Genomic DNA, 25431 nt, shown 5'->3' with positions numbered 1-25431 from the left:
TGCGCCACCTAGGGACTTGTCTGGAACCTGCCAAGGCGGTTCAGTAGTGCGAAAGCTGCACGCGTCCAATGGGACGGGCTTAATGGAGGAACCGCTTATGATCCGTCCCGCACTTGCTCTTGCCGCCACTGCCGCGGCGCTTGCACTGCCTGCGCAGACCTATGCCGCCAATGTCGAGATCGACGCGAGCGGCCCGGTGATAGAACTCGACATCTACGAAGCCGTCACGGTTGCCCCCGATATGGCTACCATCGGCGCGGGCGTCACCAGCGAGGCACCGACTGCGGTGGAGGCGCTGCGGATGAACTCTGCCGAAATGCAGAAGGTGATCGACCGCATCAAGGCGCTGGGCATTGCCGAGAAGGACATCCAGACCACCGGCATCAATCTCAATGCTCGCTATGATTACGACCGCGAGGGCCAGCGGCAGATCTTCCGCGGCTATCAGGTGTCGAACCGGGTCAGCGTCAAACTGCGCAAGATCGAGGATACCGGCAAGGTGCTCGACGCGCTGGTGGCTGCCGGTGCAACCGATCTTTCCGGGCCGAATTTCAGTATCGAGAACGACGATGCCGCGAAGGACGCGGCGCGCAAGCGTGCGCTTGAGCGGGCGACCGATCGTGCCACCGCCTATGCCGCCATGCTTGGCTATGACGGGGCAAGGGTGCTTTCGGTCCGGGAAAGCATTTCGGGCAGCGGGCCTATGCCGGAAAGCGCGATGCTGCGGATGAGCGCCGACATGCCTTCGGCCGCGCCGCCACCCGTGCAACCTGGCATGGTTTCAACCGGCATCAGCATCTCGATCACCTATGAACTAGTCAACAAGGATACACCCGAGGCAGGGTGATGGCCCATTCACACCTTGTTCAAAGCCGCGCCGCTAGGCATGGAGACACCATGAAACGTCTTCGTTCTTTCTTTGCAGGTATTCTCGCCGCTCTGGCAGTGGCGGGTCTCGTCGCACCGGCTGCGGCGCAGGAGCCGCCGCGCGGGGATCAGGGCGAGGCGCGGCGCGACGCGCAGGCCGGCACCCAGCTTTCGCTGCGCGAGATCGAGCGGCGCATCCTGCCGCAGATGCGCGACAGCGAATATCTGGGCCCGGCCTATGATTCGACTGCACGCGCCTATCGGCTCAAGTTCATCAAGGACGGGCGCGTAACCTATGTCGATGTCGATGCCCGCACGGGCAAGGTGATCGGACGGTCGCGCTGAGTGCCGCATGATCGGGGGACAGGCGGCGGGTCTTCCCGTCGCGTCTGCTTGACGCTGGCGCGGCAAAAGCGCACCAAACCGCCGTTCAGGCAGCAGGAAAATGGTGGAACATGCGTATTCTGATCGTCGAGGATGAGCCCACGCTGGGCGCGCAGCTCAAGTCGACGCTGGAGCATAACGGCTATGCCGTCGATCTTTCGGTCGATGGCGAGGACGGGCACTTCATGGGCTCGACCGAGGATTACGATGCGGTGATCCTCGATCTTGGTCTGCCGGAAATCGACGGGCTGACCGTGCTCGGCATGTGGCGGCGCGAGGGCCGCACCTTTCCGGTGCTCGTGCTGACGGCGCGCGACAGCTGGTCGGACAAGGTCGCGGGGCTTGATGCGGGCGCGGATGATTATCTCGCCAAGCCGTTCCAGACCGAGGAACTGATTGCCCGTCTGCGCGCGCTGATCCGCCGCGCTTCGGGCAACACCTCATCCGAACTGACCGCCGGCGACGTGCGGCTGGACACCCGTTCGGGCCGGGTCACGCTGGCGGGCGAGCCGGTCAAGCTGACCGCGCAGGAATACAAGCTGCTGTCCTACCTGATGCACCACAAGGGCAAGGTGGTCAGCCGCACCGAGCTGATCGAGCATATCTATGATCAGGATTTCGACCGGGATTCGAACACCATCGAAGTCTTCGTCACCCGTATCCGCAAGAAGCTTGGCGCAGACGTGATAACGACCATCCGTGGCCTCGGTTACAGCCTCGACGACCCCGCCGAAGCTCCGCGCGCCTGAGGCGCCGGACGAGGGCGGCGACGCACAGACCGGCTTGCCCGCGGGCGAGGCCGAAGCCGTGCCGGACGCCGCACTGGCAGCCCTGCCGGCCCGCCCGCGGGCCAGCCTTGCCCGGCGCATGGTACTGATCGCGGCTGGGTGGATCTTCGTCCTGCTGCTGGGCGGCGGTATCGCGCTCGAACGCACGCTGACCACACAGGTGGAATCGAACTTCGACGAACAGCTCGACTACATCCTTACCGCGATGATCGCCTCAGCCGAGATCGACGCCAGCGGCGAGGTCTATTTCTATCGTACTCTGGGCGACCAACGCTTTCTGGAACCCGGCAGCGGCCTCTATTGGCAGATCAGCGGAGCAAGCTACGAACCCTGGCCCTCGCGCAGCCTGTGGGATCGCACGCTCCAACTGGAAGGCGTGCGCAGCGATGCCGATCATTTCGACAGCGATGTGCATTTCTACAATTCCGCGCAGTTCCCCGGCGAGCCGCTGCGCATTGCCGAACGCACTGTGATCCTGCCCGGCAGCGAGACGCGCTGGACCTTCGCCGTGGCCAGCGCGACCGAGCAGATGGACGCACAGATATACCGGGTGCGGCTGATCCTGATCTGGAGCTTCGCCGTTCTGGGGCTGGGCTTGCTGGTGATGGCGCTGCTGCAGATCCGTTACGGCCTTTCTCCCCTGCGGCGGGTGCGCGCGGCGATCCAGAACCTGCGCACCACCGGGGCGGGCCGCATCACCGAGCCGCTGCCGCTGGAAGTGCAGCCGCTGGTGGAGGAGCTCAACGCGCTGCTCGGACATTCCGAGCGCCAGGCCGAGGAAGCCCGGCGCCACGCGGGCAATCTCGCCCATGCGCTCAAGACGCCGCTGACCGTGCTGACCAATGCCGCCACTGCACGCGCGCCGGATCTGGGCGCGACCGTTATGCGCGAAACGCGCACGATGCAGCGTCATGTCGATCACCATCTCGCCCGTGCCCGCGCCGTGGGCCGCCGTGCGGTTGGCCATGCACGCACCAATGTCTTCGCCAGTGCCGAGGCAGTGCGGCGCGCGGTCGAGCGACTCTATCCGCAAGGGCGGCTCGACATTGCCGGCAGCCGCACCGTCGAAGTCGCCATCGAGCGGCAGGATCTGGACGAGATGCTCGGCAATCTGATCGAGAACGCGGCCAAATATGGCGGCGGCAGTGTGTTCGTTACGATCGACCCCGAGGATGAGGGTGCCGAAAGTCGTGCCGGACAATGCCTGATCTGGATCGAGGATGACGGCCCCGGCATTCCGGCGGCCGAACGCACCCGCATCTTCGATCGCGGCGCGCGGCTCGATACCGGCAAGCCGGGCACCGGCCTTGGCCTTGCGATCGTGCGCGACGTGGCGGAAATCTACGGCGGCAGCGTCGAACTCGGCACCAGTGAGGACCTCGGCGGATTGCTGGTCGAACTGCGCTTGCCCCGCGCGTGAAGAACCTGCGAAGGGTTTCGCGCGGCCGCGCGTTAACGGTCCGGAGCAACCCGAAAGATGCAACCGTAGACGAGGCCTTTTGCGCGCAGACATGACCGCCAGTGGTGAGCCTTCACCCGCGGCCCCTGCGGCCGATGACGCGGCGCTGGTCGCGCGGCTGGCGGCGCGAGACGCGGTGGCTCTGCGCGAGGTGATCGCGCGTTATGCCGGGCCGCTCAACCGGGTTGCTTTCCGCATGACCGGTGATGCTCACGAAGCCGAGGATATTGTGCAGGAAGCTTGCTTGCGATTGTGGGATCATGCGCCGCGGCTGGCCGCGCGGCATCCGGCGGGCACGCCTGCGGGCGGTGCCCTGCGGCTGTCGGGCTGGCTGGCACGGGTCGTCACCAATCTCGCGATCGACCGGCTGCGGCAGGCGCGGCGGGTATCGGGCGAGGAAGTGCCCGAGCGTGCGGACGAGGCGCCGCTGGCAGATGCGATGATCGAGGCCGATCAGCGCGACGGCACCGCGCGCGCGCTTGTACTGGCGCTGCCAGAACGTCAGCGCGCGGCGATCGTGCTGACCTATTACGAGGAACTGCCCAATGCCGAGGCGGCTGCGGCTATGGACATGAACATCAAGGCGTTCGAGAGCCTGCTTCATCGCGCCCGCGCGGGCCTGCGGCAAGCCTTCGCCGCGCAGGGAGACGCGCGATGAGCGTGAACGAAAACGATCAGGACGCCCCCATCGCACGCGGCAGCCAGCTAGCCCGGGCGCTCGACGATTTCGCCGTGCCCGAACTGCCTGCCGGATTTGCCGACAAGGTTCTGGTCGCTGCGCAGGCACGTCCGGCACCGCTTCCCGAACTGCGACGGTCTGGTGGCGGAGGCGCGCGCGGCTGGCGGCTGGGGCGGCGCATCGCCATCGGCGCGGTCGGCTTCGGCGCGCTGGCAACGGCAGCGGCCGCGACCGGGCTGCTTGAACGCGTCGGCGTCCCCGTGCCCACACCAGAAAAGGTGTGGGCCAGCATCACCGGCAAGGAAAGGGTGCCGCCTGTCGTCGCCGCGCCTGCGCCCGCGATCAAGCCGCCTGCCGACCCTGCACCCGCCGCGCTCGCGCCGGTGCGGATCGAGGGCGCGATCGACACCCCGGAGGAACTTGCCGAGGCCTTCCGCCGGATCGATGAGGTGCGGCAAGGTCGGATGGAGGCCCGCCGTCAGTTGCTCGACGAGCGCATCGAGCGCGAGAAGGAGCGTCGCCGGGCTGCGGGGCTGCCCGTGCCGACTCCGGAGGAGGAAGCCCGCCTGCGTCAGCGCATCGAGGAAGAACGCACGCGCCGCGAAGGGCTGGCCTCGCAGCGGATCGAAGCGCGGCGCGAGGAACTGCGCGAGCGGATCGAGAGCGGCGAGGCGCTGACCGGCGAGGACATCATCCGCCCCTTGCGCGAGGATGTCCGCGCGCTCGAACGGCGCGAACGGTTTGAGCGGCTGCGGCAGATGACGCCCGAACAACGGCGCGAGGCGCTGCGCCGCCTGCCGCCCGAACAGCGCCGCGAGCTGATGGAAGCCTGGCGCCAGCGTCAACAGCAGCGTCTGCGCGACGGGGTTCCGGCGGCGGTCGATGGGCCGGTTCCCGAAGCGCCGCCGCAGGACATGCCGGAAGTGGTGTCCCCCTCCGGCATAGCGCCGGACGAAAGCCCCCGCTGAACGAAGATAACGTAGCTTTCGCGAAGGGTAGCCGCTCCCCGTCCGTTTTCCTCATGTCCGCCGCCGCATGCCCCCGACACGGCGGGATGGATGCCGAAAGTCACGAAACGGATGAGGAATTTGGCAATGATCAAGACCCCCCTGATGCTCGCCACGCTGACCGCGCTGGCATTTTCCCTGCCTGCCGCCGCGCAGGATCAGACCCGCACCCGCACCTTTGAAGGCCCGAAGGTCAACGGAACGCGGACGACTACGGTCAACCGGGAGAGCGGCACTTCCACACGCGAGCGGGAAGTCACCAACATCGCCACCGGCAACACCGCGACGACGACTGCCGTTCGCCAGCGCACCGATACCGGTTCGACCGTGAACGTCGTGCAGACCGGACCGCAGGGAAACACCCGCACCCTGTCGGGCGAACGGGTACGCACCGATAATGGTTCTACCTTCACCGGCACCGCGACCGGACGCGGCGGCGAAACGCTGAACCTCGCAGGCGAGCGCGGGCGCGACGGCAAGGGCAATTCCTGGGCGCGCCAGACTGCAACCAACGGCGCGGGCGAGACAGTGTATGACCGCAACCGCACCACCACGCGCGCCGACGGACAGGTGAGCACCAACATCACCCGCAGCGGCCCGCGCACCGCGGCACCCGGCAGCAAGTCGCCGCGCGCCCGGGGCGGCAAGCGCCCGCGCGGCTGACATGTGGCACAGGTCACGCGGCCAAGCTCCGGCTGCGTGGCCTGCCATGGCCCCACCCGTCAGGTTCAGGCCCGGTTCACGCCTACCAAGGGATTGATTTCGTACCATTCGCACAGGAGGCCGCAGGGATGATGGCAACTCGCACGGTTCTGCTCGCCGGCGCATTGGCACTGGGGGGCTGTGCTTCGTCATCCTCTTCCGGGTTCGATGTTGAACGCACAGTATTCAACAACCCTTACGTGCCCCCGGTGATTGATCCCGGTGCGATCGGCCCGCGCTGCGATGAACCGCGCAGGCAGGGTTCGATCTGCACTTCGGGCGGGATCATCTATCCGGGTCGCGGACGCCATGCCCTGCTCGCCAACGGGGAAATCATCCGGCTGACCCGGGCCGAGCGTCGCTTCCTGCGTGATCGTGCCGACGCGCTCGAAGCGCAGCGCGACATTTCCGAATCGCTCGCAAACGGCAAGCCTCTCCCGCCCGGTTCGCCGGCGCTGCCGCAGGGGCGCAACACAGCACCGCCGCCCGCGCCGCCCCCACCGCCTGCGCGCGAACGCGAGGCGCCCTGAGGCAGCTGTCAGCCTCCGCGTGCCTTTTCGTGGTGGCGGATCACCTCGTCGATGATGAAGCGCAGGAATTTCTCGGAGAATTCGGGATCGAGGTTGGCCTCTTCCGAAAGCTTTCTCAGCCGTGCGATCTGGCGCGCCTCGCGATCGGGGTCGGCAGGGGGCAAGGTTGCCTTCGCCTTGTATTCACCCACCGCCTGCGTGATCCGGAAGCGTTCGGCAAGGATATGGATCAGCGCCGCATCGATATTGTCGATGCTTTTGCGATAGGCGGCCAGAACGGCGTCGGGGGCTTGCGTTTCCTGCGGCATGGGGCGCGAAACTAGCAGCAATTCTGCGCTTGCCAAGCACGCGCGGGCGGCCCTAATGCCGGGGGGACATGAGTGCCGATATCGTCCCTCTGCCGCGCAAGGCACCGACGCTGGATCCGATGCTGTCGCTGACGGCTGCGGGCATGAACTCCGTCAATGCCGTAATCCTTGACCGGATGCAGAGCGAGATCCCCCTGATCCCGCGTCTTGCCGGGCATCTCATCTCGGGCGGGGGCAAGCGGCTGCGCCCGATGCTGACGCTCGCCGGGGCGGAACTGGTCGGCTACAAGGGCACGCGCCACCACAAGCTCGCCGCGGCGGTGGAATTCATCCACACCGCCACCCTGCTGCACGACGACGTGGTCGACGGCAGCGAACTGCGGCGCGGCAAGGCGGCGGCCAACATCATCTTCGGCAATCCGGCGACGGTGCTGGTCGGCGATTTCCTGTTTTCCCGCGCTTTCGAACTGATGACCGAGGACGGCTCGCTGCGGGTTCTCTCGATCCTGTCCCGCGCCAGCGCGGTGATCGCGGAAGGGGAGGTTTCGCAGCTTTCCGCCCAGCGCCAGATCAACACCAGCGAAGAACAATACCTCCACATCATCGGCGCCAAGACCGCCGCGCTGTTTGCCGCCGCCAGCCAGATCAGCGCGGTGGTGGCCGAATGTTCGGAAGAACAGGAACACGCGCTTGAGGCATATGGCCGCAACCTCGGTGTCGCCTTCCAGCTGGTGGATGATGCCATCGACTATGATTCCGACGCCGCCGAGATGGGCAAGGACCAGGGCGACGACTTCCGCGAAGGAAAGATGACGCTGCCGGTGATCCTCGCCTATGCCCGCGGCAACGAGGAAGAGCGCAAGTTCTGGAAGGATGCGATTATCGGGCATCGCAGCTCGGATGAAGACCTTGCCCATGCAATCGCGCTGATCGGCAAGCATAACGCGCTGGAAGACACCCGCGAACGCGCCCGCCACTTCGCGCACCGCGCGATTGATGCGATCTCGATCTTCCCCGACAGCAAAGCGCGCGCGGCGATGGCCGAAGCGGCGCAATTCGCGGTCGCGCGCGGGCATTGAGCGGGCTATCGGCCGGGGCAATGCACCCCGACCTTCCCATTTGCGCCGTCCTTCCGGCGATCCGCACCGCGCTTGCAGAGCACGGCGTGGGCGTGCTGGTGGCACCGCCCGGGGCGGGCAAGACGACTGCTGTCGCGCCCGAGCTGCTGGGCGAGCCGTGGTGCACCGGCCAGATCATTCTCACCTCGCCCCGCCGTGTCGCCGCCCGCGCCGCTGCCGAGCGTATGGCGGAAATGCTCGGAGAGAAGCCGGGCGAGACCGTGGGCTACATGACCCGGCTCGACAGCAAGGTTTCGGGCAGGACGCGCATCCTTGTCGTTACCGAGGCGATTCTGGTGAACCGGCTGGTGGAAGACCCGGAACTGCCCGGCGTTTCTGCGCTGCTGTTCGACGAGGCGCACGAACGCGCGCTTGATAGCGATCTGGGCCTCGCACTAGCGCTCGAAACCCGTGCCGTGCTTCGCGATGATCTGCGCGTGCTGGTGATGTCGGCAACCATCGATGGTGCGCGCTTCGCCCGGCTGCTGGGCGATAATGCACCCGTTCTGACAAGCGAGGGGCGCAGCTTTCCGTTGGAAATCCGGTGGCTTGGCGGCGACGCCTCGCAGGCGATCGAGGATCGTATGGCCGCCGCCGTCCTTACCGCATTGCGCGAACAGTCAGGCGATATCCTCGCCTTCCTGCCAGGCGTGCGCGAGATCGAACGGGTGCGCGAGCGGCTGGAGGCGCGGCTTTCCGATGTGCCGATCCACGCGCTCCACGGGCAGGTCGAACCCGTAGCGCAGCGCGCCGCGATCCGGCGCGACGCCGAAGGCCGCCGCCGGATCGTGCTGGCCACCGCGATTGCCGAAACCTCGCTGACCTTGGATGGAGTGAGTGTGGTGGTCGATAGCGGGCTCGCCCGCCTTGCCGAGTTTGACCGTGCGGCGGGCACCACACATCTCGTCACCCGGCGCGCCTCGCAGGCATCGGCAGCGCAACGCGCGGGCCGAGCGGCGCGGCAGGGGCCGGGCGTGGCCTATCGCCTGTGGGAAGAGGCGGGCCATGCAGGCCGTCCCGAATTCGCTCCCGCCGAGATAATGCAGGCCGATCTCGCGCCGCTCATGCTCCGGCTGGCGAAGTGGGGCACGGCTGATCCGGCGGGGCTGCCGTGGCTCGATCCGCCGCCCGCGCCTTCGGTTGCGGCGGGGCGCGCGGCGCTTGAGGCGCTAGGCGCGCTGGATGCGTCGGGGCGGATCACGCCGCTGGGGGAAGCGATAGCCGCCCTGCCGATGGCCCCCGATCAGGCTGCCGCGCTGCTTCACGGCGCAAACGCGGGCTGCGGCGAGGACGCGGCGCGGCTGGTGATGCTGTTGCAGGAACGCGGGCTGGGCGGGCGCGGAGAGGATTTGATGCAGCGCCTGGCGAGGTGGCGCGGTGACCGCAACCCGCGCGCCGTATCGGCAGCGCGGATCGCGCAGGGCTGGGCAGGGCAGGCGGGCAAGCTCGCCGGTGCAATCGGCAAAAGCCCCGCCGCCGACGCTGCCGAGGCTCTGGCGCTGGCGCGGCCGGATTTCGTCGCCCGGCGGCGCGATGCAAGCGGCGAGAACTGGCTGAGCGCGGGCGGGCGCGGCTATGTGCTCGACCCCGCCTCGCCGCTGGCGCGCGCCGAATGGATCGTGATCGGCGACGCGCAGGGGCAAGCGAAGGGCGCACGCATCACCGCCGGGTGCGAAATCGGGCCCGACCGGATCGCCGTGCTGTTTGCCGACGAACTTCAGGAACGCATCACAACCCGCTGGAACAAGGAGAAAGACCGCGTCGAGGCGCGGCGCGAACGGCGGCTCGGTGCGATCGTGCTGGCGAGCGTGCCCGAGCCTGCGCCCGATCCGGCGCTGCTTGTGGATATCCTTGTGGAGAAGGCGCTGGAGAAGCTGGGGGAACTCTTGCCGGAAGGCTTCCTCGCCCGCGCGCGTTTCGCAGGGGTCGATGCCCTTTCGGAAGGGGCCTTGTGCGAGCATGCCGGCGCTTGGCTCGCGCCGCTGCTTACCGGGCGGCGCGATCTCGATTTGCCGCCGCACCGCTATGCCGAAGCCGCGCTGGGCCTGCTCGACTGGAACCAGCGGCAGGCCTTTGAGCGCGCTACGCCCACCCATTTCACCTCCCCCGCCGACACCCGCCATGCGATCGACTATGCCGGGGACGATGCCCCTAGCGTCGAGGTGCGGGTGCAGGCGCTGTTCGGGCTGGATGTGCAACCGATGATCGGTCTCACCCCGCTGCTGCTCAAGCTTACCAGTCCCGCAGGTCGCCCGATCCAGTCGACCCGTGATCTGCCCGGCTTCTGGCGCGGAAGCTGGCGCGATGTGGTGAAGGACATGAAGGGCCGCTATCCCAAGCACCGCTGGCCCGATGAGCCGTGGACCGAAAAGCCGAGCATGAAGACCAAAAACGCCTTCAACCGCAGCGATTCGTGAATTAAGGGGCGGCTCATGAGCGCGAGAATCTACCAGAAGACCAAGCATGCCATGCAGTCCGGCAAGGCCCACACCGACGAATGGGTGCTGGAGTTCGAACAGTCGCAGGCGCGCTTTGCCGATCCGCTGATGGGCTGGACCGGCACGGGCGACACCCAGTCGCAGGTCAGGCTTACTTTCCCCTCGAAAGAGGCGGCGCAGGCCTATGCAGCCAAATACGGCATCACCGCGCGCGTCCATGCGACCCCGCCAAAGCGGCTGAAGCTGCAGGCCTACGCGGATAATTTTCGCTGATTTCTTTGCGCAGCCCCATCCGGGGCCGCGTCCTCGCTAGGCGCGCAGCAGAGCTGAGCCAGCTGCGGGCGGGCCGTCGCCCTTGCGGACCTGCGGGTCGATCTCTCTCGTCAATGCTGGCTTGAAATCCGTCGCCAACCCCGCCATATGCCCGCCCGGGAGTCGGGTGGACGTTTGCGTCTGCTCACCGGGTCAGGTCCGGAAGGAAGCAGCCCAGGTGGATTGCGGCGGGTCGCCCGGCTCCTTTTCCACGAAAATCGCCGCCATGCGCAGCATGACAAACCGGCCCCAAGCGCCTAGCTTTGCGCCATGAGCGATTCCGATCCCGAACTGCCCCCCGAAGACACGGGTGAAGAAGATACCGGCCCGACCGCTGCCGAATTGGAGGCTGCCGGTCAGAACGCGCTGTTTGGCGATCCCGCGCCACAGGCCGAGCCGCCGGCGGCTGCGGTAGCGGCTCCGGTGCCCGAGCCTGCACCAGCACCTGCACCAGCACCCGTAGCCGCCAACCAGCCCTATCGGGTTCTGGCGCGCAAATATCGTCCCCAGACGTTCTCCGAACTGATCGGGCAGGAAGCGATGGTGCGCACGCTGGCCAACGCGATCGCGCGTGACCGGCTGGCCCACGCCTTCCTGATGACTGGCGTGCGCGGGGTCGGCAAGACATCGACCGCGCGCCTGATCGCCAAGGCGCTGAACTGCGTCGGACCGGACGGCGAGGGCGGGCCAACCATCGATCCTTGCGGCAAGTGTGAGCCGTGCACCGCGATCGCCGAAGGACGCCATATCGACGTGATCGAGATGGACGCGGCCTCGAACACCGGGGTCGATGACGTGCGCGAGATCATCGAACAGGTGCGCTATGCTGCGGTTTCGGCGCGCTACAAGATCTACATCATCGACGAAGTCCACATGCTGTCGCGCAACGCATTCAATGCCTTGCTCAAGACACTTGAGGAACCGCCGCCGCATGTGAAGTTCCTGTTCGCCACAACCGAGGTCGACAAGCTGCCTGTGACGGTGCTGAGCCGCACCCAGCGCTTCGATCTCAGGCGCATTCCCGCGCCGATGCTGGCCGAACATTTCGCCAGGGTCTGCGGTCTGGAAGGGGTCGAGGCCGAAGCCGAGGCCCTGAGCATCATTGCCAATGCCGCCGAAGGTTCGGTGCGCGATGGGCTGTCGATCCTAGATCAGGCGATCGCCCACGCCGATCTCGACGGGGAGGGCAAGGTCACTGCTGAGCGCGTGCGCGACATGCTGGGCCTTGCCGACAAGAGCGCGCAGCGCCGCTTGCTCGGCCATCTGCTCGAAGGCGACGCCAAGGCGCTGCTGGTTGCGGTGGACGAGCAATATGCGCTCGGAGTCGAACCGCTGGCGCTGATGCGCGCGCTGATGGATCTGACGCACCGCATTACTCTGGCGCAGGTTTCCGGTGCGGAACCCGATGCTCCGGCCGAGGAAGAACGCGCCGCGCTTGCCGATTTCGCGTCGCGGCTGGGGGCAGGGGAACTGCACCGCCTGTGGCAATTGCTGCTCAAGGGCCATGACGAGATCCGCACGGGCCCCGATCCGCTCGTGTCCTTGCAGATGGCGTTGCTGCGCATCCTGCACGCTGCACAGATGCCCGATCCCGGTAAGCTGGCGAAGCGGATCGAGGAACTGGCAGCGGGAGGGTTCGCTGTGGCTCCCGCTACGGCTACCGCTGCGGCGACCGAGAGTGTCGCGCCTGCTGCGCCGGGTGCCGCAGCGCCGCCAGCGTCCGCGGATTTGCCGGATTGGGCGAGGCTGGTCGAACAGGTCGATGCCTCGGGCCAGCTTCACGCCGCCGAGATGATGCGCAGCCGCGTGCGGGTGATTGAACTCGCAGCGGAGCGGCTCGTGTTCGAGCGGGTCGACAATTTTTCCGATGATCCCGCGCCCGAGATTCGTGAGGCGCTGTTCAAGCTGACCGGTCGGCGCTGGCATGTCGAGCGCGGCTCCGGCCCTGCGCAACCGTCCTTGCACGAAGCTGCCGAGGCCGAGGCCGAGGCCGAAGATGCGCGCATCCGGTCCGATCCGCTCGTCAAGGCAACCTTCGCGGCCTTCCCCGAGGCCGAATTGCTCGGGACCGAGGGCAACGTCGCCCGCGCGGCCCGTCCCCCCTGGAACTGAGGAGTACGCCCCGATGAAGTCGATGGAAGAGATGATGAAGGCAGCGCAAGCAGCGGCCGAAACCATCCAGAAGCAGATGAACGACATGCAGGTGAAGCTCGATTCGATCGAGGTCGAGGGCACCGCCGGCGGCGGCCTCGTGAAGGTCCGCGCCAGCGCCAAGGGCCGCATTCTCGGCGTGACGATCGACGAAAGCCTGATGAAGCCGGAAGACAAGCAGATTGTCGAGGATCTGGTTGCCGCTGCCTTCAACGATGCCCGCGACCGCGCCGACCGTGTGTCGAACGAGCAGATGAAGGAAATGCAGGGCTCCATGGGCCTGCCGCCGGGGTTCAACCTGCCCGGATTGGGTTGAGCGCTTCAGGAGCGTCCGGCGTCCACAGCTAAGCTGCGCGGCGCCATTGCGAGAGGGCGGGGGGCTACCCATATTCCCGTTGAAGGCAGGCCCATATGGCCGCCGCGGACAAGAACATGACCCAGACCTACCCTCTCCTCCCCTTGCGCGACATCGTCGTTTTTCCCGGCATGGTCGTGCCCCTGTTTGTCGGGCGCGACAAGTCGGTGGCGGCGCTGGAAGCCGCGATGGAAGCTTCCAAGGACATCGTCCTGATCGCCCAGCTTGATCCGGGCTGCGACGATCCCGAAGGCGATGATCTGTATGATGTCGGCGTGATCGCGCAGGTGCTCCAGTTGCTGAAGCTGCCTGATGGCACGGTGCGCGTTCTCGTCGAAGGCAAGACCCGCGCGCGCCTGGCCGCGCTGGAGAATGCCGGCACGTACCTGCTTGCCGAAGTCGAACCCCAGCAACCCGAAACCGTGTCCGGTAGCGAGGTTACCGCGCTGATGCGTCAGGTGACCGAACAGTTCGGCGAATATGTGAAGCTCAACAAGAAGCTGGGCGAGGATGCCGGCATCGATCTTACCGATGTCGACGATGCCGGCCAGCTGGCCGATACCATCGCCGCTGCGATCAGCGCCAAGGTGTCGGACAAGCAGGGTCTTCTGACCGAGAGCGATCCGCTCAAGCGGCTCGAACTGGTGATGGCCTTCATGGAAGGCGAGCTGTCGGTGCTGCAGGTCGAACGCCGTATCCGCGGGCGCGTGAAACGCCAGATGGAGAAGACCCAGCGCGAATATTACCTCAACGAACAATTGAAGGCGATCCAGTCTGAACTGGGCGGTGGTGACGGCGAGGACGGCAACGAAATCGCCGAGCTCACCGAAAAGATCGAGCAGACCAAGCTTTCCAAGGAAGCCCGCGCCAAGGCCAATGCCGAGCTGAAGAAGCTCAAGGCAATGCAGCCGATGAGCGCCGAGGCGACGGTGATCCGCAACTATCTCGACGTGCTGCTTGGCCTGCCGTGGGGCAAGAAGTCGAAGCTGAAGAAGGACATCGCCAAGGCGCAGGCGATCCTCGATGCCGATCATTACGCGCTGGAAAAGGTCAAGGACCGCATCGTCGAATATCTTGCCGTGCAGGCGCGCACCAACAAGCTGAAAGGCCCGATCCTGTGCCTCGTCGGCCCGCCGGGTGTGGGCAAGACTTCGCTGGGCAAGTCGATCGCCAAGGCGACCGGCCGCGAATTCGTGCGCCAGTCGCTGGGCGGCGTGCGCGACGAGGCCGAGATCCGCGGCCACCGGCGCACCTATATCGGTTCTATGCCGGGCAAGATCGTCGCCAATCTGAAGAAGGCCGGCACGTCGAACCCGCTGTTCCTGCTCGACGAGATCGACAAGCTTGGTCAGGACTTCCGCGGCGATCCGGCTTCGGCGCTGCTCGAGGTGCTTGATCCGGAACAGAACGCCAAGTTCCAGGATCACTATCTCGAGCTCGACCTCGATCTTTCCGACATCATGTTCGTGTGCACCGCGAATAGTCTGAACCTGCCGCAGCCGCTGCTTGATCGCATGGAGATCATCCGCCTCGAAGGTTATACCGAGGATGAAAAGGTCGAGATCGCCCAGCGACACCTCGTCGAAAAGCAGGTCAAGGCGCACGGGCTGAAGGCGGGCGAATTCACGCTCACCGAGGACGCGCTGCGCGATCTGATCCGCTACTATACTCGCGAGGCGGGGGTGCGGACGCTGGAGCGTGAGATTGCCAAGCTGTGCCGCAAGGCGCTGCGCCGCATTCTGGAAAAGCAGACCGACAGCGTCACCATCACACCTGAAAACCTCGGCGACTTCTCCGGCGTGCGCAAATTCAAGCACGGTGTTTCGGAAGAAGAACCGCAGGTCGGCGCGGTGACGGGTCTGGCGTGGACTTCGGTCGGCGGCGAGCTGCTCACGATCGAAAGCGTCACCACGCCGGGCAAGGGCGAGATCAAGACCACCGGCAAGCTGGGTCAGGTGATGAACGAGAGCGTCGCGGCGGCCTTCAGCTTCGTCAAGGCGCGGGCACCTGCCTACGGGATCAAGCCGAGCCTGTTCAACCGCAAGAACGTCCACATCCACCTGCCCGAAGGGGCGGTGCCCAAGGACGGGCCGAGCGCGGGGATCGGGATGGTCACCTCGATCGTGTCGACCCTGACCGGCATCGCGGTGCGTCCGGACGTGGCGATGACCGGCGAGGTCACGCTGCGCGGACGCGTGCTGGCGATCGGGGGCCTCAAGGAAAAGCTGCTCGCTGCGCTGCGCGGCGGGATCAAGACTGTCCTTATCCCCGAAGAGAACGTCAAGGATCTCGCCGAGATTCCGGCCAATGCCAAGGAAGGGCTCGAGATCATTCCGGTAAGCCACGTCGATGAAGTGCTGGCCCGCGCGCTGGTGCAGCCGCTTGAGGCGATCGAATGGACCGAGGCCGACGATCTTGCCAGCCAGCCGGGAAGCGCCGCTTCGGGTGCAAATACGACCGCTTCGGAGGTGCCAACCGCGCATTGAATCGCTAGAAGGCCGACGCTTGCCGTGATTCGCGGCAGGGTCGCCTTCAACTCCGTTCCAAGGAACCGTCGATGCCAGTTGTGGCGGGCTGCGTAGTCACGCAAACCGCCGCCATGTCGCCGGCTTCTGGCATCGGGGGCGATTTGCCTTTGACAGCCTTGCCGAAACAGTCTCAACTTCGGACTTTTCGTGGGGCGATTCACCTAAACGACAAAATCTCGAGCCGAGGGGGTTCCCAGATGAACAAGAACGACCTGATCAGCGCCGTTGCCGATGCCAGCGGCCTTTCCAAGAGCGATGCCTCGAACGCGGTGGAAAGCGTGTTCGACACCATCACCAAGGCCCTGTCGGGCGGCGATGAAGTGCGGCTGGTGGGCTTTGGCACTTTTTCGGTTGCCAAGCGCAAGGCCTCGATCGGCCGCAACCCGCGCACCGGCGAGGAAATGAAGATCAAGGCGTCGAACCAGCCCAAGTTCAAGGCGGGCAAGGGTCTCAAGGACGCGGTCAACTGATCGTTTGACGCGCCCCGCAACCGGCGAGAGCGTCAACAGAAAAAGCCCCGCTGGCGCTATCGCCGGCGGGGCTTTTTCTTTGCCCGGCTGTCGCGGATGCTTCAGCCGCCGGTCACGATCAGCGCGGTTGGCGCGGTGCCGGTGCGCGGCGTGATCTCCCAGCGCAGCATCTCGCCGCCGCCCGCCATGGCCGCAGGGCCTTCGTCGGTATTATTGGCGAGGATCCGCATGCCCATCGCGGTGCGTATGGTGAAGATGCCGTCGAGCATCGGCATGCCCGGGATTTGCTCCTCGTCCTCGGCAACCCCGTCTTCGGCGCTGGCGTTCATTGTGGCGAGATTGGCCAGCGGTGCCATGCCGCCCATCAGCGCGGTCATCGGGTTGTCCTTGTTCTGCAGCACGAAAGCGGGCGCGTTGATCCGTACCTGGCCGCCGTCGCGCATGATCATTTGGACGAAGGGATTGGTCGCGGGGAAACCCTCGATCGTCGGGAACATGAAATCATGGCCCAGCGTGCTGGAGACTTCGTAGCTCACCTCGAACAGCCCGTCTCCTTTGTGGACGACCCGCTTCCAGCCCTTCTGGCGTTCGAGCAGGCGTACCATTTCCTCTGCCGCTTTGGGGTCTGACGGATCGATCCCGCCCATCACCGCAGCCATCTGTTCGGCTTCCTTCTTCTTCTCCTCTGCGCGGCGGGCGGCGCCGGCCTCCCATTCGGTGCGCTGTTCGGCCTCTTCCGCGGCGGTGCAGGCGCGTTCCTCGTAGGTTTCCTCGTCGAAACAGGTGGCCGTGAAGGTCTCGGTGTCGGCTGCTGCGCCCATCTGCGCAAGCTTGGACAGGCCGAGGAAGAAGATCTCGCCGTCATAGGTGAAGGTGAAGCTGTCCGGCCCCGTGAGGGTCAACTCAGAGGTGAACTTGCCCGGCGCCATGAAGCAGCCCGACAGGGCCAGTGCGAAACCTGCCAGCAGCGCCGCGGCGCGCAGGCGGATAGACGAAAACATAGTCATGGCAATTCCCTCCCTTCGCGCCTTCTACCCGCGCGTGGCGGCCGCATAAAGCGCAATCGCTGCCGCATTCGAAACGTTGAGGCTCTCGATAGCGGAGGAAATCGGCAGCTTCGCCAACGCGTCGCAATGCGCAGCGATATTGTGACGCAGGCCTTCACCTTCCGCGCCGAGCACGATCGCCAGCGGTCCGGTCGGCATGATGTTGGCCAGCGCATCCTGTGCCTCTCCGGCGAGCCCGATGCGCCAGTATCCGGCCTCGGCCAGCTCCTCGAGCGCGCGGGCGAGGTTGACGACCCGCACCCAGGGCACGGTTTCCAGCGCGCCGGAAGCGGACTTGGCCAGCACCCCGCTTTCGGGCGGAGCGTGGCGGTCCTGTGTGATGATTGCCGCGGCATTGAACGCAGCAGCCGAGCGCAGGATCGCGCCCACATTATGCGGATCGGTGACCTGGTCGAGCACCACCACCGGGCGATCGGGCTCGCCCAGCGCCACTTCGTCGAGGAACACGTCCTCCAGCGGCGCGCATTCGAGCACCAGCCCCTGGTGCGGCGCATCCTTGGCGACCAGCCGCGCGAGATCGGCGACGTCGGCATATTCGATCGGGAAATCGGCCGGCAGCTCGCCATCGAGGCTGGCGATGCCTTCACGAGTCGCCCACAGCTTGCGATGCTGGCGTTCCGGGTTCTTCAAGGCAGCTTCGACCGGGTGACGGCCCCACAGGCGCACCTGCCCGGTGCTGGCCCGGCCCGAACCGCGTCCGCCTTTCATCCGTCCCGCGCGTCCACGTAATGCACGCTTGCGTTCAACCTTGGCCATTTTCACTCCTTGCCGGCACCATAACCTGCCCCCTGCCAGCAGGGCCATTGACAGGCAAGCAGTGCTTCGCCAAAGGGGCGCCTCTCGGCAGCGGGACCCTTGCGGACTCGCGCATTTTCGGAAGCGGCAACGCTCAGGAAAGCCCCCCTTGCACAAGGGGACTGTGTGGACAGGTGGCCGAGTGGTTAAAGGCAGCAGACTGTAAATCTGCCCGCGCAAGCGTACGCTGGTTCGAATCCAGCCCTGTCCACCACTTTCCCTTTCGCTGAGAACCACTCCACATCGCCGGAAAGCGCGGTTTCCCAAGGAAAAACCGTCCACCCGTGCGCGCTTCCGTTCATTGCCAGCCGCCCCAATTCGCGGTAAAGTGTGGGTGGAAAATGTGGGGGAGTGAGAACGTCCCGGCCATTTTCGGCCAAATCCCCCCACACTTTCGATCGGCTGGAGATCGACATGGGGAAGCTGACTGCCAAGCAAGTGAAAGACGCGCTGAAAGTGCCGGGAGCCTATCAGGACGGCGACGGCCTTTTTCTAAAGGTGGATAAGCGCGGCGGAGCCTCATGGTATGTGCGGGTGCAGCGGGACAAAAAACGGCGGGATGTTTCTCTTGGGAGCGCCAAGCTGATTTCACTGGCAGAGGCGCGGGGGATGGCCGTGCTGGCGCGTAAGGCAATCAAGATCGAAGGCCGCGACATTATCGCGGAGCGGCGCAAGGACAGGGCAGAGGCCGTGACATTCCGGCAAGCGGCCGAGCGGTATCACGGCGAGAACAAGGGCGGCTGGAAAAGCGAAGGCTATTCGGCTCAATGGCTCGCCAGCCTTGAGCGCCACGTCTTTCCCCGCTTTGGCGATCGGCCTGCAAACGACATTGCCGCGAGCGATATCATCGCGGCCCTGTTGCCTATCTGGCAGGAATATCCCGAAACCGCGCGGCGGGTGCGGCACCGCGTCTGCACCGTGCTGAATTTCGCCCATTCGCGCGGGTGGCGGACACATGAAGCGCCTTCGAGCAGCGGCTCCCTGAAAGCAGGCAATGGCCTGCCCAAGCAAACGGGCGAGCGCCAGCACCGCAAGGCTATGCCTTACAAGGCCGTGCCGGAATTTCTGGAGCAGATGCGCGCAAAGCCGTCTTTCGGGCGGCTGGCGTTGGAATTTACGGTGCTCACGGCGGCGCGGAGCCAAGAGACGCGGCTTGCCAGGTGGGATGAGATCGACCTGGAGGCGAAGCTGTGGACGTGTCCCGGCGAGCACATGAAGCGGGGCAAGGCGCATATCGTCCCGTTAAGCGAGGCGGCGCTGGCGGTGCTGCGCAAGGCGGCGGCGCTCAAGCTAGCAGGCACAAACCTGATTTTCCCCGGCATGAACGGCGAGCCAATGTCCGACATGACCTTGCTGAAAGTGCTCCGCGATGCGGACGAGCCGTTCCACGTGCATGGCTTTCGATCGACCTTTACCGATTGGGCGGCGGACAAGACCACCTTTGCCAATGCCGTGGTGGACGCGGCGAAGGCACACAAGACACCCGACGCGACGGAAGCGGCCTATCGCCGGACAACGCATCTGGAGAAGCGCGCGAAGCTGATGGAGGCTTGGGGCGCATATTGCGCAAGCCGCACGGGCGGGACGGTGATCGACTTCCCAAACGCGGCAAATGCTGGCTAAGTTATTGCAGGGGATAGGCAGGCCAGCCGATAAGCGCGCTTCCCACGCGCTTCCCCATTTATCGGGAGCCGCAAGGGAAGCGGGGGCATGGAAGATAGCAAACGCGCTCTAGAGATCATTGCAGCCCTAGAGTGGGAGCAATGGTTATATGATGAGCGGCTACCACGATCGTGGTCATTATCGCAGATTATCAATCGGCTTGCATTTGAAGGGCTACCATCTCCAGCGATTTTGCTTCTGGAGCTGCTCGCAAATGGCGATCTTTCGTCATGGGCGGAATTTCAATGGCGCGCATATGCCGATGATGGGCATTTCTTCGAGGAGGGGCCGGGCCGCATTTCGGCGACGCGCTGGGCAGACTTGCGAACCCATTTAATTGCAGGGCGATTCACTACATCGAAGCGGATTAATCTCGAAATTTTGGAATTAGAGGACTTGCAGATCGGGCGATATGAATGGCCGAAAGATCAAATCGGCTATGCGACTTGCTCCGGTAGCCTTTTCGAAGAGGGATACAGGGAGGAATGGTTTTCGGCTTGGGACATCTGCATCGAGCAGCCCGAACAGGGGCAGACGGTAACCCCTGCTGACAAAGCGAAGGGCGGTCGCACACCCGAATACGATTGGGAGCGAGCGATAGCTGCCGTCGCCCTTCTATGGGGCGATACAAATTGGCAACCAGCTTTGCAGGCAGACGTTGAAAGCAAGTTGCTCGACTGGTTTTCAAATCAGGGCAAAGAACCCGCGCTTTCATCCGTGAGGCCACGAGCGAAAAAGCTTTTCGAGGAAATGCAGAAGCTAAGGGACGGAGGCCAATAACTCCGGTTTCTGGCCTCAAATTGTCCATATTGGCCGACTCGATCTAAGCCCTTGCGTATCCCTGCGGCACCTCTCGCAATCGTGCGAGCAGGCACGGCCAACAAGGGAAACCATGGTTATGAGTAACTTCGAACCCGTCCTATGCAGCGTCTCGGACGCGGCGCGGGCATTGGGCATTGGGAAAACGAAAACCTACGCGCTGATCTCGGAGCAGTTGCTCGACACCGTGACGATCGGGACGCGGCGGCTGGTGACAGTCGAAAGCATCCGGCGACTGGTGGAGAAAGCACAAATGGGCGAGGCCGCTTGAGATGCGGGCGGCCCAAACAATGCGAGCCGGGACGGCGGCAACCGCTCCCGGCTCGACTGGTGTCAAAGCTAGGCGCTCGACGCCTTCACCTAACCCCGCCCCGCAAGCAGGGCAATCAATTCCCGCGCTGATGCCAGCCGGAGGGGAAGGGGGTGCGCCATGAGCGGCCATTCCCTTCGCGCGGCGATCGATGGCAAGTGCCGGGATTGTGGAGCCTGTGACGCGGGAGCCAATTGGCGTGAGCACGTGTCCTGCTGTCCGGTGACGGATTGCAAGTTGTGGCGCGTCCGGCCTTTGTCGAAAACGGCTCCCGCTTGGCTCGCCAGCCGTGATGCCGGGGCGCTCCCGGCTGGGTGGCGCAAGCTGCCACTGGAGACGGCGCTCGCCTTGCTCCGAAAAGGCGCTTCGAGCGGCCTACAGGATAGCGTGAGGCCATCCTGTGGCGATTGGACGGCAAGCGGACAGGCAACCGCCCACAGCGCCAGCAAGGCGCTTGCAAGCGGCCCTGTGGCCGTCCTGAAAGGCGGTGCGCCATGCTGATCTTCGAGCAAGAGCACGGGCGGCACGTCTGGCGGCTTGAGGCGACTGTCTGGAATGGCGAGGCGCGGCTACAAGTGTGGCCGTGGTATCGTCCCAAGGACGGCGGCGATCTCCGGCCATGTGCCGCGCGCTATGGTGGCGGCTTTGCCATCCCGCTTGAGCGTCTGGGCGAATTGATGGCCGGATTGCAGGCGATCGAGCGCGACGGCGCTGCCTGTTAATACAGGCAGAAAACAGGCGATAACGGGGCGGGGGCGGACATTGCGAGCCGTTCCCGTCACCCGTTCGCCACCGTTCACTTGAAAAACAAGACAGGCTTTGCAGATGCCGCGAGGCGAGGGCGATCAAGTTTCCGTAAATACGCGTATTTTACGCGAAGCGGCTGGCGCTGGCGCTGGGCGATGCGGGGAGTTTTCGGAAGCCCTAAAAAAGGGTGCGATGCCAGCGGATTGCGCGGCTGACTTGGGCAATGGCACGGCTCTTGCGATTATACCTATACCGCTAGGGTGCGGGCCATCGGCTGCCGCGCGCTCCCGGTTTGCACATGGCGGCCCTCGCAACCGTGCCGATCGGACAAGCGAGGGACTGACGCTCGACAAGGCGCGGAAACTGGTGGCGGCCACGCGGCGGGCCAGCGCGATCGGAAAGCCGTTTACCCGTTTAATAACGGTGCATTGGGAGGCGGCTGGCCTTACAGATGCGGACGCGATGCAGGCGACCACCGCTTTCCTGAAATACTGGCGCGAATGGCTGCGCGGCGAAACGGCCTACATCTGGACGCGCGAGAACGGCGACGGGAAAGGCTCGCATCTGCACATCCTGGCCCATTTGCCGAAAGGCCGCGAGATAAGCGGGCGGCGATCGATGCGCTGGGTGGAGCGCATCACGGGCAATCCCTATCGGCGCACCGTTATTCTAACCGAAAAAATCGGGGGCGCGGGCCAGCCGGACGGCGCGCTCTATACCGAAAATCTGGGGGCGGCGCTGGCCTACGTCCTGAAAGGCGCGGAGCCGGACGCGGCGGCGGCGATCGGGATACGACACGAATACGGCGGGCGCATCATTGGGAAGCGGTGCGGGATGAGCCGGAATCTGTCTTGCGGGTAGCTGGGAGCATCGGCTTTCCCTGCCGACACGAAAAAAGCCGCCTGTCGGCTAACAACCCCGTTGTTGCCATTGCCGCTTGTCTCTCGTGCCACCAGAATCTTCAGCGAAATTTTCAAAGCAATCAGACTCATATAAAGTCCTAAAAAATCATATCATTTTCAAGTGATTTGACAGGAGCTGTTTTGGATATATATTTTTGAATTAACCAAAGAATAATCAGGAGTCGCTTTGCCTTCTTTTGGGGGGAGAAAGACTTTGCGCCGGTTATTTATTGTTTCAGCCTCGATCGCTGCTATTTCGCTCTTCGGTTCGGCAATCGCCGCTCCACCCGAAGGCAAAGGTAAGGGCGGCGGAGGAGGAGGCGAGCCTGATCCCCCGAGCGAATTCGTGCCCGTGATCGCCTACAAGGTCGAAACCAGTAAATACGAAGATATTCGCCTGGCGAATATTGAAGGCGATCAATCCTGCCTCGTGTTGCGGGTCAATAAAGACAACGCTGCCGGACGCCTGCGCGGATTTGCCTATTCGGCCAAACGAAAGCGCATCGCCTACGCGCTTAACGATGATCTCTATCTTGCAACTTGGGACACCGATCCATGCAAGATTGAGGTCAGCTCCACTCCGTTTGTTCCGGCCCTCCCGAGCGACACCCGAAACGATATCAATAATATCGACTTTTCGCCCGATGGCTCGAAGTTGGTTTTTCCCTATCATACGGAAATCAAGGACGACACACGCGACCTTGTCGTTGTGAACATTGACGTCCCCAACGATCTGCCACAGCGGATCGAAGTCGGATACGGCGTCTCGGACCCCAATTTCAGCCCGAATTTCGCGACTACGAACGAGGTGTTTTTCACAGCTCTGACAGCGAGCTATATCGTCGTGGCCTATAACCTCGAGAACGGAGCCACGCGCGAGATCGTGACGGGCGGGAACCTTGATAGCTCGATGGAAGTGTCAAAGCCCGCATCCTCGGGCCTGGTGCGGATCGCCGTGCGAGACAACGAAAGCGGGCTGCTCCAGCAACATGATGCGCAAGGTAACCTTGCGGAACCGCTTTTCAACGCAAGGGATGCAAACCTTGCCTATAGCTGCGACAATTCGCAAATCCTCTACCGTTTCAGTGTGAACTGGCGGAATGTCGATGTCTATATCGGCTCACGCGATGGCTCATCCCCCCAGCTCTGGTCGAGCGAAGACTTGCGTGATCCTGAGTGGCTTTGTGAGTGAGCGATAACGCGAAACTTTTCGGTCTGGGTGCAATTGCTGCCTTGGTGCTCATTGCATTCTTCTCCGATTGGGTCGGAGATTATCGCGAAGGATTTGATGATGTCAGCCGTTCTTCGCTTCAGCCGGGCCAGGCGAGTCCACCGGTCGCACAAGAGTTTGAACCATCCCCGCGTCCAATCGATAACCGAATGACGGTTGCAGATCTGCCTTCGAACAAGGTCGCGCCCGATCCGGAGATTTTTCGAGGACGTCCCGATCTTCAAGAAGCATTCAACGACAATGCAAGGCTAGGCGAATTCGTGAGCCCGCCAAGTGCGGGAGTCGAACAGGAATAGCGAGCGCCGCCGGTCGGCTTCCCACCCAGTTGCGGTCATGCCGGTCAATCCCGCCCTAACCTAAAAGCGGACGTTCCCGCTCAATGCCTCTAATGTAGACGCAATTAGAGGGTTCGCGGAGCAATACGCGCGGGCGCGAAGCTAGGGACGCGGCTGGATTTATTGCTCATTCCGCACGGGCGCGTAGATAGTGTCTATAGCTTCGAGCAATCCGGCGTGCTGTCCTAAAACTTGCGCTCAGCAAGGTCTTGCGCCCTACACATTCCCGTAAAGCCGTTGTCGCCCGTCATTATGCCTGTGCGGCGGTCGATCATGAATTTTGTCCCCGAGAAAAGGCCATAGCGAATGCGGCCTTCGATCTTGTCCTCGTTGACCTGAAGATCTTTGACATCCCGCCAGCCTTTTTCGCCAACACAGATTGAGCACGTGGGCGGCTGAGGCAAATTCAGTCGGGCCGTTCCATCTTCAAGTTCGAATAGGGCCGTGGTGGGAACATCCCCGTATTGTGAACTTGCCGCGCCGCCCGAATACACCCGGCCTTCGGGAGTGACCACGGCTCCACCTACTCCACGGTCTTTGAATTGTCCTCTGAACGCACCGTCACAAATGAGGGAAAGACGATCTTGAGCAGCAATAGGCACCGTCGTTAGTAAGACTGTGCAGGCAATCAAACTCTTGAGCATTGGCGGCCCCCATTTCGTATCTCGTAGCATTTTAGCGCATCGTCAGATTAAGCCAAAGAGGGGGCGGCAAAATCCTGATGGCCGCGCGAACGTAGAGCGGGGCCAATTCTCTGTAGAACCGCTAACACAGTTTTTTCGTCCGCGCGGGTGCGCGCGAGACCGTTCGCTAAAGTAGGTCGAGATAGCAATCTCAGCGTCAATCTCGGCGCGAGTGTGGGGGAGAATGTGGGTGTAGTTTCTTTGATTTGAATTTAATCAAAGGAAATCAATTTTCTGTGTGTCTAGTTCTATTCAAGCCCTGACCACTTTCCTTTTGGGCTCACAATCAATTCCCGCCCGGTTTTCGAGGGAACGCTTCCATCCGCGCATTGTCGCCAAGCGGATTTGCACGCGCTTGATGTCGGTTGGACCTCGGCGTAAGTAATTGCTAAGCTTGACATGCCGATGTTGCCGAGCGGTTTGCCTCGAACCTGTCTGGTCGGAAACGAGAACAGTTTGCTTTGGAATGACGGACGAAACCTCCGGTGCCGATCGCGTCAAAGACGTTGATCATATGGTAATGGGGCATCATTTTTGCGGGTATGCCGATGCCTTGTGTTCTCAGACGGATGTCACCCGCACAACAGAAGATCGTGGCTAACGGCATATCCTGCACATCCCCTCCAGAGTAGTGCTAGAATGGCAGCGGACCTCCGCGCGTTCGTGATCTGCCCCCTTCTGAGTGGCCCAATTTCTATTTTAGAATTGGTCACGAAGGAGGAATGGAATGGCAAGGAAGCACAGGCCGGAAGAGATCATCGGCAAGCTGCGTGAAGCGGAGATC

General features: G+C 63.8%; 26 protein-coding genes, 1 tRNA gene and 1 other RNA gene. 24 read left to right on the top strand and 4 right to left on the bottom strand.

What is annotated here, in order from left to right:
- Positions 1-82: 82 nt before the first annotated feature.
- The 8 genes from OIK40_RS06045 (at position 83) to OIK40_RS06010 (ending at position 6416) form a co-directional block, all read left to right on the top strand.
- Positions 83-847, top strand: coding sequence for an SIMPL domain-containing protein (locus OIK40_RS06045; protein ID WP_273677035.1), 765 nt, complete (start codon positions 83-85; stop codon positions 845-847).
- A gap of 50 nt (positions 848-897) precedes the next feature.
- The gene (locus OIK40_RS06040; RefSeq protein ID WP_273677033.1) at positions 898-1212 is read left to right on the top strand and encodes a PepSY domain-containing protein; all 315 of its coding nucleotides are present in this window, start codon (positions 898-900) and stop codon (positions 1210-1212) included.
- Positions 1213-1322: 110 nt separating this feature from the next.
- Positions 1323-2000: a response regulator transcription factor gene (locus OIK40_RS06035; protein ID WP_273677032.1), complete on the top strand. Its 678-nt coding sequence runs from the start codon at positions 1323-1325 to the stop codon at positions 1998-2000.
- Complete coding sequence (locus tag OIK40_RS06030) at positions 1951-3459, top strand: sensor histidine kinase (protein WP_374211789.1); 1509 nt, start codon at positions 1951-1953, stop codon at positions 3457-3459. Before OIK40_RS06035 ends, OIK40_RS06030 begins: the two co-directional genes overlap by 50 nt.
- Before the next feature lie 91 nt (positions 3460-3550).
- Positions 3551-4156 carry a sigma-70 family RNA polymerase sigma factor gene (locus OIK40_RS06025; protein ID WP_273677031.1) on the top strand — a complete coding sequence of 202 codons (606 nt, stop codon included), beginning with the start codon at positions 3551-3553 and terminating at the stop codon, positions 4154-4156.
- A complete protein-coding gene (locus OIK40_RS06020; RefSeq protein WP_273677029.1) occupies positions 4153-5145 on the top strand; it encodes a hypothetical protein in 993 nt (330 codons plus the stop codon). Before OIK40_RS06025 ends, OIK40_RS06020 begins: the two co-directional genes overlap by 4 nt.
- A 126-nt stretch (positions 5146-5271) precedes the next feature.
- Complete coding sequence (locus OIK40_RS06015) at positions 5272-5847, top strand: hypothetical protein (protein ID WP_273677028.1); 576 nt, start codon at positions 5272-5274, stop codon at positions 5845-5847.
- Between the two features lie 128 nt (positions 5848-5975).
- The gene (locus OIK40_RS06010) at positions 5976-6416 is read left to right on the top strand and encodes a hypothetical protein (protein WP_273677026.1); all 441 of its coding nucleotides are present in this window, start codon (positions 5976-5978) and stop codon (positions 6414-6416) included.
- An 8-nt stretch (positions 6417-6424) separates the two neighbouring features.
- Here the strand turns inward: OIK40_RS06010 and OIK40_RS06005 are convergent, their stop codons facing one another.
- Positions 6425-6724 (bottom strand): chorismate mutase, encoded by a 300-nt coding sequence (locus tag OIK40_RS06005; protein WP_273677413.1) that lies wholly within the window; start codon positions 6722-6724, stop codon positions 6425-6427.
- Between the two features lie 68 nt (positions 6725-6792).
- Between OIK40_RS06005 and OIK40_RS06000 the strand changes: the two genes are divergently transcribed.
- The 8 genes from OIK40_RS06000 to OIK40_RS05965 all read left to right on the top strand — a co-directional run bounded on the left by OIK40_RS06000 (position 6793) and on the right by OIK40_RS05965 (position 16096).
- A complete protein-coding gene (locus tag OIK40_RS06000) occupies positions 6793-7803 on the top strand; it encodes a polyprenyl synthetase family protein (protein ID WP_273677024.1) in 1011 nt (336 codons plus the stop codon).
- A 20-nt stretch (positions 7804-7823) separates the two neighbouring features.
- Positions 7824-10259 carry an ATP-dependent helicase HrpB gene (gene hrpB, locus OIK40_RS05995; RefSeq protein ID WP_273677022.1) on the top strand — a complete coding sequence of 812 codons (2436 nt, stop codon included), beginning with the start codon at positions 7824-7826 and terminating at the stop codon, positions 10257-10259.
- A 15-nt stretch (positions 10260-10274) separates the two neighbouring features.
- Positions 10275-10553, top strand: a complete 279-nt coding sequence (locus tag OIK40_RS05990) for an ETC complex I subunit (protein WP_273677020.1) — start codon at positions 10275-10277, stop codon at positions 10551-10553.
- A gap of 155 nt (positions 10554-10708) precedes the next feature.
- An RNA gene (ffs, locus tag OIK40_RS05985) (signal recognition particle sRNA small type) lies at positions 10709-10803 on the top strand.
- A gap of 59 nt (positions 10804-10862) precedes the next feature.
- Complete coding sequence (locus OIK40_RS05980; protein ID WP_273677018.1) at positions 10863-12704, top strand: DNA polymerase III subunit gamma/tau; 1842 nt, start codon at positions 10863-10865, stop codon at positions 12702-12704.
- Between the two features lie 13 nt (positions 12705-12717).
- Complete coding sequence (locus OIK40_RS05975; protein ID WP_273677017.1) at positions 12718-13059, top strand: YbaB/EbfC family nucleoid-associated protein; 342 nt, start codon at positions 12718-12720, stop codon at positions 13057-13059.
- A gap of 116 nt (positions 13060-13175) precedes the next feature.
- Positions 13176-15584, top strand: coding sequence for an endopeptidase La (lon, locus tag OIK40_RS05970; RefSeq protein WP_273677412.1), 2409 nt, complete (start codon positions 13176-13178; stop codon positions 15582-15584).
- 239 nt (positions 15585-15823) lie between these two features.
- On the top strand, positions 15824-16096 hold the full coding sequence (locus OIK40_RS05965) for an HU family DNA-binding protein (protein WP_273677016.1): 273 nt from the start codon (positions 15824-15826) through the stop codon (positions 16094-16096).
- A 101-nt stretch (positions 16097-16197) separates the two neighbouring features.
- Here OIK40_RS05965 and OIK40_RS05960 read toward each other — a convergent pair whose 3' ends face one another.
- Both OIK40_RS05960 and rlmB read right to left on the bottom strand, forming a co-directional pair.
- On the bottom strand, positions 16198-17103 hold the full coding sequence (locus OIK40_RS05960) for a hypothetical protein (RefSeq protein ID WP_273677015.1): 906 nt from the start codon (positions 17101-17103) through the stop codon (positions 16198-16200).
- 24 nt (positions 17104-17127) lie between these two features.
- On the bottom strand, positions 17128-17919 hold the full coding sequence (rlmB, locus tag OIK40_RS05955) for a 23S rRNA (guanosine(2251)-2'-O)-methyltransferase RlmB (RefSeq protein ID WP_273677014.1): 792 nt from the start codon (positions 17917-17919) through the stop codon (positions 17128-17130).
- A 167-nt stretch (positions 17920-18086) separates the two neighbouring features.
- Between rlmB and OIK40_RS05950 the strand changes: the two genes are divergently transcribed.
- The 8 genes from OIK40_RS05950 to OIK40_RS05915 all read left to right on the top strand — a co-directional run bounded on the left by OIK40_RS05950 (position 18087) and on the right by OIK40_RS05915 (position 23925).
- A tRNA-Tyr gene (locus OIK40_RS05950) sits at positions 18087-18172 on the top strand.
- A gap of 200 nt (positions 18173-18372) precedes the next feature.
- On the top strand, positions 18373-19581 hold the full coding sequence (locus OIK40_RS05945) for a tyrosine-type recombinase/integrase (RefSeq protein ID WP_273677013.1): 1209 nt from the start codon (positions 18373-18375) through the stop codon (positions 19579-19581).
- An 87-nt stretch (positions 19582-19668) separates the two neighbouring features.
- Complete coding sequence (locus tag OIK40_RS05940) at positions 19669-20400, top strand: hypothetical protein (protein WP_273677012.1); 732 nt, start codon at positions 19669-19671, stop codon at positions 20398-20400.
- Between the two features lie 118 nt (positions 20401-20518).
- Complete coding sequence (locus tag OIK40_RS05935; RefSeq protein WP_273677011.1) at positions 20519-20710, top strand: helix-turn-helix domain-containing protein; 192 nt, start codon at positions 20519-20521, stop codon at positions 20708-20710.
- Positions 20711-21243: 533 nt separating this feature from the next.
- Positions 21244-21471, top strand: a complete 228-nt coding sequence (locus OIK40_RS05930) for a hypothetical protein (RefSeq protein WP_273677009.1) — start codon at positions 21244-21246, stop codon at positions 21469-21471.
- A 391-nt stretch (positions 21472-21862) separates the two neighbouring features.
- Positions 21863-22357, top strand: a complete 495-nt coding sequence (locus OIK40_RS05925; protein WP_273677008.1) for a hypothetical protein — start codon at positions 21863-21865, stop codon at positions 22355-22357.
- 255 nt (positions 22358-22612) lie between these two features.
- On the top strand, positions 22613-23590 hold the full coding sequence (locus tag OIK40_RS05920) for a hypothetical protein (protein ID WP_273677006.1): 978 nt from the start codon (positions 22613-22615) through the stop codon (positions 23588-23590).
- Positions 23587-23925 (top strand): hypothetical protein, encoded by a 339-nt coding sequence (locus OIK40_RS05915; protein WP_273677004.1) that lies wholly within the window; start codon positions 23587-23589, stop codon positions 23923-23925. Before OIK40_RS05920 ends, OIK40_RS05915 begins: the two co-directional genes overlap by 4 nt.
- Positions 23926-24149: 224 nt before the next feature.
- On the opposite strand, the gene OIK40_RS05910 is transcribed toward OIK40_RS05915, so the two are convergent.
- On the bottom strand, positions 24150-24608 hold the full coding sequence (locus OIK40_RS05910; protein WP_273677003.1) for a hypothetical protein: 459 nt from the start codon (positions 24606-24608) through the stop codon (positions 24150-24152).
- Positions 24609-25431 lie beyond the last annotated feature (823 nt).

The sequence above is a fragment of the Erythrobacter fulvus genome (genome assembly GCF_028595285.1).
GTDB classification, from domain to species: Bacteria; Pseudomonadota; Alphaproteobacteria; order Sphingomonadales; family Sphingomonadaceae; genus Erythrobacter; species Erythrobacter fulvus.
The sequence above is the reverse complement of the archived record's forward strand: the minus strand, read 5'-3'. Positions and strand labels throughout refer to the sequence as shown.